Genomic DNA, 5740 nt, shown 5'->3' with positions numbered 1-5740 from the left:
TACCGGCGGCTTTGGTGATATCGAAAAAGCAGCACGGGTGTTTGCCATCAATGAATTAGCCCCACTGCAAGAGCGGCTGAGTGAAATCAATGCCTGGCTGGGTGAAGAGGTGATCCGCTTTAAGCCGTATGAATTAGTGGAAAATGCCTCAATGTAAAGGGTGCATGACTAGACTGCATGGATCTGCAAGCATTTTTGCGGCAACCATTGCCGTTAAAACCGCGGCTATCAACGGTTTTAACCCCGATAAAAGGGTGCATAAATATGCATACATTAGCCAAAGCGCGGGGCGTGGCGGGGAGCGCACGCTTGAGGTACTGAAGGGCATTTTTTATCCGCTCCTGGCAGCCAGAAGCGCTACGGTTGTGACGATATGTTGAAAAACGATCCCGGCGCGGGGAGATTCAATGAAATTCGCATAGCAGAGAATAGCGCAGAGAGAACCTAACGAGGAGTAGGCAGCGGGTGTTAATTGCAGATTACGCCAATAAACTGCATAAATATTGATTTTAATCACAGGAAAAAAAAGGACAGTGTATGGGATGGACAGGGGTAGATTTTGATGGCACCTTAGCCGATTACTTACCGAGTCAAGGCAACCAATTGGGGCGCCCCTTGGCTCCGATGGTGCAGCGTATCAAAACGTGGTTAAGTGCAGGAAAAGAGGTACATATTTTTACCGCCCGTGCCGAAACCTCCAGCGGGGTGATTGCGGTACAGCATTGGCTGTTAGCCCATGGCCTGCCCAAACTGGCCGTCACTAATGTTAAAGACAGCCAAATGACAGCGCTCTGGGATGATAAAGCCATTCGGGTGGTGAAAAATACCGGCAAGCCTTGTTATGTCTGTGCGGGTGTTAATTGCTTTTCGGCACAGGAAGGAAAGATATTGACCGATTGTTAACTTGTATTCCGTAAAAAATAGATTTATCAATGTTAGTTTACTCTGTACATTTGTTAAATCATTCAAAATATACGCTGAAAGCGTATGTAAAAGAACTGTATAGAAGTTACCCTCTACAGGAGAATAGATGGATTCTTGACCCGGCAGGCACGGGCATAGCGTGTCAACGTCTCAATGCTGGCCTTCGTGATATTATTTTCCAGACGAGAAACAACAGGTGGCTTAACCCCCATTCTTTTTGCAACCTCCGCTTTCGTCAGATTGTCAAGTTTCCGCCATTCGGCAAGAGTACTTTTCAGTCTTTCTTTGCGTTCTTCTTCTGCGTAGGCAGCCTCATATTCTGTGTCTTGCATCCATTCTTTATGCAGTTCTTTATGGTTGATTAATTTCATTTAAAACCTCTTGCAATCGCATTTTTGCTAGTTTTATTTCTTTTACCGGCGTTTTTTGCGTCTTTTTGATAAAAACTCGCAACATGATGATAGTATTGCCTTTATGGTATACCCCATATCCCTCTGGCTATATTAGTCCCCATAGTCCGAATTTCAAAAAGACCATTACCCAAAGGTTTTGTATCGGGTTCCCGCAGCAGGCACGCATCATGCGCAAGTTTATTAATCAGACGGTCGAACTTTACCCTGATTTTCACGGGTAATGCCGTTGCTTCTGTTCTTGCTTCAGGGTGATAAAGCACATTAAACATGAATCGTATCTCCTATTCACATATTATCCTATAAGCTAATAATGGGCAACGAGAGATTAACCTGTGGGATAATTTTATGAAGTGGCTTAGCGAAAATTGTATCTTTGTAACGTGCCGTAACCGGCGCAGCCTACAAGGCTGATTACTTCAGGAGCAAGCACGGGGCGGGTAAAATTCAGTTGGCTTAATGATGGATGATTGATTCAACAGCGCTCCCTAAGTATGAGCGTTTTTACAAGCACGTGAGAACAAGATGCGATATAAGGTCTCTTTGTCATCATACGTAAAAATACGTCATGACGTTTTTTAGGGGGCGTGTGGAAGAACCCATAGGGTGTCAAAGCTGTAAAACCATGGCCTATCTTTTATCAATTTAACCTCACGAGATTATAAACATGACAACTGCCCTTCATTTCCCACCGATTAATGTTGATATTACTTACCCGTCGTGGAAAAATTCCGACTCCTGGGTTAATACTTTAGAAAGTATAAAGAACTTGCGAGAGGGATTGGTAAACGAATTTTCCACACAATTATTCGGCCAAAGCATGAGAGAGGGGTTTTGTTATAGTGAGAAGACTGGTGAATTAAAATACAATTTAGAAAAAATGCTTTATAAAGCAGTAACGGAAAAAGCTTCAGAGCAAACAAAAGAAGCTCTTAGTCGCATGGGCGTTGGAGCTCTTGATACAAATCCTTCTACCTTCGCGCTAACCTGCCGTTACTCAAGAGATTTTTCTGATCTACGGTTACCTATACAAGCCATTTTCAATTCTATGTCACCTGAGCTTGGGGTCACCCGTGATTTCTATGGTAAGGACATAATTTCATCGTTTTTCTTTGGAAAAAACGAAATGAACCAGAATTCATTAACTAAAATATTCAGCAAAGCAGATAAAGCCTTTATGACTAATAAAAACGATAGCGGGTTGGTTCTGGCAAGTATGATGAGCTCGTTGCTTAACCATGTTTCAAAACTGAAAACCGACTCAGGCGAGAATATGTTTCCGGATGAAGTGATCGACGGATATAAAAAGGAACATAAAGATATGTTTGTTGCCGGCGATATCATCAATAAATTCACCACGCCTAAAACAGATCAGGTTTTTCTTTTAGCAACACAACCCTCTATAAGGGATCATGATTATAATTTTGAATTTGAATTTATGTGATCCATAGAGGGCTCCCTTTGGGAAACGGAAATATTATACGTTAAGTTTGAGTTACTACAGCGACTTCCCCTCAAACCCGCATCGGCACCCCTACTTTTTTCACCTTCTGCCGTATGATCACTTTTCGTTCAAGGGGACAGTTATTGCCACGAGTCCAAGGGACGGAAAATCCGTCCGGCAGGTCAACAGCAACAGCAACGGCCACCTCATTAGGCTGCTTATCATTTTTCACCTTACGTACCCGTTGCCAGCGCTCGTCATGGGTACCAATCCGCGACTCAATGCCCAGCCGGGGCCGACCACACACCGTAAATCTTCATGCCCTTCTCCCCGTAAGCATTCAGGGTATCCGACGCCACATAAGCAGTGCGCACAGTATGGTCTTTACGCGGCACCAACACCCCGCCTTGCTTGAGTATATAGGTGGCCATACACCCGGCATCGGCGGCAGCCAGCACGTCATCCATCGCTTTATCTGCCAGCTGTTGCCCCTTTTCTTCGTTTTTGATTTGCGCTGCAACTGCCCGGCCAGTAAACGTAATTCACGGTAAGTTTGGCGTGACGGAATACCAAAAAACTGAAATTGCCGTACCCGGTGCAAACTCGCCCACGCCACGACATGTTCAACCGCTTCATGAAGCGGCTTACCGGTCTCATGACTCAATAAGGGTTCCCCCGTAGCCGGATCGGCGGCGCTTTTCAGCACACTACCATCCAGATTCTTACTCACATATTTGGTCAAATAACCGGTCGGCGTGCCCTTGCTTTTCAGTACCGGCGTGAGAGGCGCGGGCGGGAGCGTCTCCATCCGATAGTGATTGACACTTTTCATCGGCGCGTTCCATAGCCAACAAAAAGGCGCATGACCGAGATAAGCGGTGGGCTGCAAAAATTCGACTGCCGGGGGGGTCATTATTTTCTTTTTTCCTTGCCGATAATAAAAAGGGAGGGGCAGTAAATAGCGTGTCATCCGTCATCGCCTTATTTTTAGCGAAAACGGATCCCACGCCCTAAAGGCGTTTATTTATTTCAATGATAAATTAATCGTGTTAATTAAGCAGTCGGTGACACTCGATATAGATCAAACGATCAGGCCGTAATAAAGAATATTTTATTCCTTGTTTTATTTCGTCTGTATCGGCATCGGATAGCAGAGAATATTTAAAAGCCTCATGGCATAATCGCCCCATGCGTTGTATTTCATGTCGCCGGTGTTTAATAAGGTTATTTTTTAATGTCGATAAATGGTGACATAATAAGCCTTCAATTAAAGTGGCGAATGACGAATAATACGCTAAGAGTTTAAGATAATGGCTGCCGATTTTTTTTTGATGTATCAGGGAAACGCTTATTTTCATATAAAATAAACCCGGCGTGATACTGACTAATCACATAACGCTGGTCGATCTCAATATAAAGAGGCATGGTAATTTCCGTATTGGAGTGGTAATAAAACCGACACAATAATCAGTTTATTTATTTTAAAAATGAATTAATGTTATTATTCCGTTTTATTTGGTACCGGGTCAAAATCAATATAAGTAATCCTATTAGGAAATAAACTCACCGCGGCGCGTAATCGGTTCATGGCGTCAATTAAATTAATTTGTTCTTCGGGATAGAGTTGTTTAAATGCCAGCGCATGCTTTTTTCTTTCAATCCCGGCTAAATAATACAGCGCCCCTTTCATTTGTGGATCGGTCTCCTCCATCTCCTTAATCAGTGCTGGGATCTGCCCTTGATATTTTTTATCCGGTAACACTTGCCATAATAAAGTGGTATTTCTCAGACCACATTGCCGCTGAGCTAAATTTAGCGGCACGACACGAGCGGGTTCAGTATTCGCCATCAAAGCCACCTTATTTAAGCAAAAATGCCCATCACCCTTGAAAACCAGCGGCGGCGCGGGTGACGTATGACGGGAGAGCTTATCCCGTGAATAAATTTCACTGCCTGCGGGTTAGGTTGAACGCGACGCCCCTCCGGCGTCTCCAACCAGCCACGGCGGTGACGGTGATGGGTGATTTCAGGAAGGGCTGGCAAGGGGGTCACGGTAGTACAGGATTCAGTTAACATCGGGTGTTCTCCATTTAAGTGAAAAGAAGTGCCGGACTATTTCACCCCGTCCGGCGCGGGGCTATGTGGTAATATGATTACGCTTGCTTCTCCCCATCAAAGATGACGCAGGCATAACCTCCCACCACCACAAGGAAAAAATATGTTTAACAATAAAGCGCCGAGCGCAATTCACCTTCCTCACTCTACTACGGCCTAAAAACTCAGGTAACAGGACGGGGCGAGGAATAAAAAAGGAAAATCTACTATGCAATCCGTTAATCCCTCCGTTAACCCTGACGAAATAACAGAACTCCATTTTTTAATACATTATTCGTATTACCTTGAAATCATGAGAGAATGTCTCTTTTCACGCTTAGACAAACTGGTGTTATACTTTCAATTCATGCTGGCTTCATGGGTTATCGCTTCTATGCCTTACTCAGTACTGGTTGGGTTACTACTGATTTTATTGGCTGCTATTCAATTCAGTTATCAATACGGTACAGCGGCTTCTCAGTCAAAAAATCAGGCGGCTAAATATAAAGCCTTGCGCTATGAGTTACCGAGGTTGACGGCACAAGCTATTCGCCAACAATTACACGTCATTGAAGAAACTGACCCACCAGAAGTGGGCGCATTATGTCTTCCTGCTTATTGGCGTACCTGTATTCGCCTTGACCGTGCGGATCTCAGTAACCACATGGAAACCCTTTCCCGTTGGCAAAAAATAATCGCCTGGCTGGCAGGTGATCTGCCGACAAAATCGCCTCACTTTTTGACGCAATAACCTTCAATCCTATAAAGCCCTTTCGACAATTTCATTTGCGGGAAGGCTTTATGCGACGCTTTAAAGAGCTTGACGCTTTTTACGTTTTATTTCTTCTTCATGCAGGAGCAATTGTTG

At 44.2% G+C, this 5740-nt stretch carries 9 protein-coding genes and 2 pseudogenes; 4 read left to right on the top strand and 7 right to left on the bottom strand.

All coding sequences use genetic code 11. The features are described from left to right. Both REG_RS14465 and REG_RS10415 read left to right on the top strand, forming a co-directional pair. Window positions 1–157 (top strand): annotated as a pseudogene (locus REG_RS14465) (phage portal protein); the annotation flags it as partial. A gap of 380 nt (window positions 158–537) precedes the next feature. Continuing rightward, complete coding sequence (locus tag REG_RS10415) at window positions 538–903, top strand: hypothetical protein (protein ID WP_006705610.1); 366 nt, start codon at window positions 538–540, stop codon at window positions 901–903. 113 nt (window positions 904–1016) lie between these two features. On the opposite strand, the gene REG_RS10410 is transcribed toward REG_RS10415, so the two are convergent. Next, the gene (locus REG_RS10410) at window positions 1017–1295 is read right to left on the bottom strand and encodes a helix-turn-helix domain-containing protein (RefSeq protein WP_006705609.1); all 279 of its coding nucleotides are present in this window, start codon (window positions 1293–1295) and stop codon (window positions 1017–1019) included. After that, a pseudogene (locus REG_RS10405) lies at window positions 1276–1606 on the bottom strand (type II toxin-antitoxin system RelE/ParE family toxin). The gene REG_RS10410 and the pseudogene REG_RS10405 overlap by 20 nt, the downstream one beginning before the upstream one ends. A gap of 395 nt (window positions 1607–2001) precedes the next feature. Between REG_RS10405 and REG_RS10400 the strand changes: the two are divergent. Further along, window positions 2002–2778 (top strand): hypothetical protein, encoded by a 777-nt coding sequence (locus REG_RS10400; protein ID WP_006705608.1) that lies wholly within the window; start codon window positions 2002–2004, stop codon window positions 2776–2778. Between the two features lie 70 nt (window positions 2779–2848). Here the strand turns inward: REG_RS10400 and REG_RS13635 are convergent, their stop codons facing one another. The 5 genes from REG_RS13635 to REG_RS10385 all read right to left on the bottom strand — a co-directional run bounded on the left by REG_RS13635 (window position 2849) and on the right by REG_RS10385 (window position 4854). Then, complete coding sequence (locus REG_RS13635) at window positions 2849–3085, bottom strand: hypothetical protein (protein WP_006705607.1); 237 nt, start codon at window positions 3083–3085, stop codon at window positions 2849–2851. Between the two features lie 33 nt (window positions 3086–3118). Next, complete coding sequence (locus REG_RS10935) at window positions 3119–3748, bottom strand: putative phage replication protein (RefSeq protein ID WP_006705606.1); 630 nt, start codon at window positions 3746–3748, stop codon at window positions 3119–3121. A gap of 79 nt (window positions 3749–3827) precedes the next feature. Continuing rightward, the gene (locus REG_RS12880) at window positions 3828–4136 is read right to left on the bottom strand and encodes a hypothetical protein (RefSeq protein WP_141553689.1); all 309 of its coding nucleotides are present in this window, start codon (window positions 4134–4136) and stop codon (window positions 3828–3830) included. A 143-nt stretch (window positions 4137–4279) separates the two neighbouring features. Beyond that, window positions 4280–4627, bottom strand: a complete 348-nt coding sequence (locus REG_RS10390; RefSeq protein ID WP_039909004.1) for a DUF5347 family protein — start codon at window positions 4625–4627, stop codon at window positions 4280–4282. A gap of 14 nt (window positions 4628–4641) precedes the next feature. Continuing rightward, the gene (locus REG_RS10385) at window positions 4642–4854 is read right to left on the bottom strand and encodes a phage filamentation protein Fil family protein (protein WP_039909002.1); all 213 of its coding nucleotides are present in this window, start codon (window positions 4852–4854) and stop codon (window positions 4642–4644) included. 247 nt (window positions 4855–5101) lie between these two features. Between REG_RS10385 and REG_RS10380 the strand changes: the two genes are divergently transcribed. Then, on the top strand, window positions 5102–5623 hold the full coding sequence (locus tag REG_RS10380; RefSeq protein WP_006705604.1) for a hypothetical protein: 522 nt from the start codon (window positions 5102–5104) through the stop codon (window positions 5621–5623). Window positions 5624–5740: the final 117 nt, after the last annotated feature.

Origin of the sequence: Candidatus Regiella insecticola LSR1 (assembly GCF_000143625.1) — a bacterium.
GTDB classification, from domain to species: Bacteria; Pseudomonadota; Gammaproteobacteria; order Enterobacterales; family Enterobacteriaceae; genus Regiella; species Regiella insecticola.
This window is presented reverse-complemented; position numbering and strand designations above follow the sequence as displayed.

Excerpts from the sequence above, each read along its gene's own strand:
- REG_RS10415 (WP_006705610.1), top strand. The coding sequence starts at position 538 with ATGGGATGGACAGGGGTAGATTTTGATGGCACCTTAGCCGATTACTTA.
- REG_RS10410 (WP_006705609.1), bottom strand. The coding sequence starts at position 1,295 with ATGAAATTAATCAACCATAAAGAACTGCATAAAGAATGGATGCAAGAC.
- REG_RS10400 (WP_006705608.1), top strand. The coding sequence starts at position 2,002 with ATGACAACTGCCCTTCATTTCCCACCGATTAATGTTGATATTACTTAC.
- REG_RS10935 (WP_006705606.1), bottom strand. The coding sequence starts at position 3,748 with ATGACACGCTATTTACTGCCCCTCCCTTTTTATTATCGGCAAGGAAAA.
- REG_RS12880 (WP_141553689.1), bottom strand. The coding sequence starts at position 4,136 with ATGAAAATAAGCGTTTCCCTGATACATCAAAAAAAAATCGGCAGCCAT.
- REG_RS10390 (WP_039909004.1), bottom strand. The coding sequence starts at position 4,627 with ATGGCGAATACTGAACCCGCTCGTGTCGTGCCGCTAAATTTAGCTCAG.
- REG_RS10385 (WP_039909002.1), bottom strand. The coding sequence starts at position 4,854 with ATGTTAACTGAATCCTGTACTACCGTGACCCCCTTGCCAGCCCTTCCT.
- REG_RS10380 (WP_006705604.1), top strand. The coding sequence starts at position 5,102 with ATGCAATCCGTTAATCCCTCCGTTAACCCTGACGAAATAACAGAACTC.